The 2,039-nt window shown below is 43.4% G+C and carries 2 protein-coding genes and 1 pseudogene; all 3 read left to right on the top strand.

The window, feature by feature from the left end; all coding sequences use genetic code 11:
• The first annotated feature begins 134 nt into the window (after positions 1–134).
• On the top strand, positions 135–833 hold the full coding sequence (locus H6G26_RS41290; protein WP_190737875.1) for a hypothetical protein: 699 nt from the start codon (positions 135–137) through the stop codon (positions 831–833).
• A complete protein-coding gene (locus H6G26_RS41285) occupies positions 821–1,420 on the top strand; it encodes an alpha-ketoglutarate-dependent dioxygenase AlkB (protein ID WP_190737874.1) in 600 nt (199 codons plus the stop codon). Before H6G26_RS41290 ends, H6G26_RS41285 begins: the two co-directional genes overlap by 13 nt.
• 228 nt (positions 1,421–1,648) lie before the next feature.
• Positions 1,649–2,039, top strand: a pseudogene (locus tag H6G26_RS41280) (helix-turn-helix domain-containing protein); the annotation flags it as partial.

Here is a 2,039-nt window from a genome sequence, read left to right as displayed (position 1 = left end):
CTTTCAGAATCAGGTATTAGGCAGCATATTGTAGACCGCTATAACAGTGGCGAGATGCTGACTGATATGAACATTTTTCAAGTGGATTTTGAATCAATCAGCGCTCTTGTTGTCAAACAAGCGGGAGAGAGCTTATGACTGTTGCACAACTGCTGATACCACAACCACATACAAGTGCATCTACAGAAACTGTTGGTAGGCATCCACTGAACTTTTATGAATCTCCATCGTGGTTTACTACTGAATTACTGCGCCACGTTAGGTTGTCAGGTGTGATTAGTGAGCCGTGTGTGGGACATGGAGCGATCGCGTCTTTGTTGAATGTGTGGCCTCATACAGAACATATCTGGACTAACGACATAGATCCGAACAAGCAGGCACATTTTCACTACGATGCAACATTAGCCGAATCATGGGAAAAATTTCCAGAGTGCGATTGGATCTGTACCAATCCGCCATATTCGGAGTTCGCATCCCCAATTATCAAGAATGCTTACCGTAAAGCCCGTGTGGGTGTAGCTGCATTCCTCCTGACCAGCTTTCTCGAACCCTGTGATGATCGGGCGGATTTCTTACAGCAGCACCCGCCGTCACTTGTAATCATCATGCCGCGCTTCTGTTTTCGCAAGGATAAACGGGGTAGTCGTTGGGCTACCGATAACATCACCATCTCGTGCTTTGTGTGGGATAAACGCGCAACAGGACAACGCATTATTGTGCGTCCCAAATCTCAAATCGTTGGGTTTTACAAGAATCCTGAACAGGCTATTTCACAGGAACGGGCAGAAGAAATTGTTAGGGCGATCGCCAAAGGAGAATTATGCAACAACTAACTTTATTTCCTGAATCTGCTCCTACTTTACCAGTCAACTATTATCCAGAATTTTTGAACAAGGAAGAAGCCGACGAACTCTACCAACATTGCCAAGAACTGCAATGGAAACAAAATCAAATCAGGATGCTGGGTAAAACGATGCCTGTGCCTCGTTTGGAATGTATTTACGGGGATGAGGGCTGTGATTATCTCTACTCCAAGAGCGTACTACTCAAACCACTGCCTTGGACAGATGCTCTAGCTAAGTTACGCAACAGAATCACTGCAACTGCTGGTTATAACTTTCGCATCGTCATTGGCAATCAATATAGGAGCGGACAAGACAGTATTGGCTGGCATAACGACAGTGAAGCTTCAATGGGGCTAAATCCCGCAATCGCATCCATCAGCCTGGGTTCAGTGAGGAAATTCCAAATCAAGCCCATCGGGTGTAAGCCTACTGACTTTTGGTTGGAGCATGGGAGTCTGCTGGTGATGCTTCCGGGTTGTCAAACTACTCATCTGCATCAAGTTCCGAAGACCAATAAGGTCGTTAGTACACGGATTAATCTAACTTTTCGACCGCACGTAGGGGCCAGGAAATGAGTATTTTATCTGGATTGAAACTTCAATCTAGTCATAAATCAAACAACAAGGTAAATTGCCTCTAATTATGAGGCTGAAACCTGTATCTAGAATCGTATAAATTTCTCCACACTCAGCATTTAAGCTTTAGAAGATGAACAATTTTCACTTCTCTTCAAAAGCAAAACCCTCGATATTTTGGCGCAAATCGAGGGAAAACAAAACTAAGTAATCAGGGAAAATATATCTATGAGTTTAACAGAAAATCAGCTTAATAATCGGACAGCTTTTGAAGTCTTCATTCCCGGTTTTTTTGATGATTATCCACTTGAATCATCAGAATTTAGGCTGTACGCGCATATCCAAAGGAGAGCAGGTGTAAGCGGTTGTTTTGAGTCTATTCCGAAAATGGCTAAACATTGCTACATCGCTCTCAAAACTGCCAAAAATGCCATCAAGCTTTTACTAGCCGCCGGAATGATTCAAATACAAGAACGTATTGGAACTACTAACATTTATACTCCCACTCCACCTTCTTCGTGGGTTTCTCCTGACCAAATTCAATTACTTCGTTCACAAATCAAGACAACAAAAGAAACCCCAGTCAAAATTAACCCCAGTCAAAATTGCACGGGGGGTG

It is taken from the genome of Nostoc sp. FACHB-888 (genome assembly GCF_014696655.1).
In the GTDB taxonomy this organism is placed as follows: Bacteria; Cyanobacteriota; Cyanobacteriia; order Cyanobacteriales; family Nostocaceae; genus Nostoc.
The sequence above is the reverse complement of the archived record's forward strand: the minus strand, read 5'-3'. Positions and strand labels throughout refer to the sequence as shown.

Excerpts from the sequence above, each read along its gene's own strand:
- H6G26_RS41290 (WP_190737875.1), top strand. The coding sequence starts at position 135 with ATGACTGTTGCACAACTGCTGATACCACAACCACATACAAGTGCATCT.
- H6G26_RS41285 (WP_190737874.1), top strand. The coding sequence starts at position 821 with ATGCAACAACTAACTTTATTTCCTGAATCTGCTCCTACTTTACCAGTC.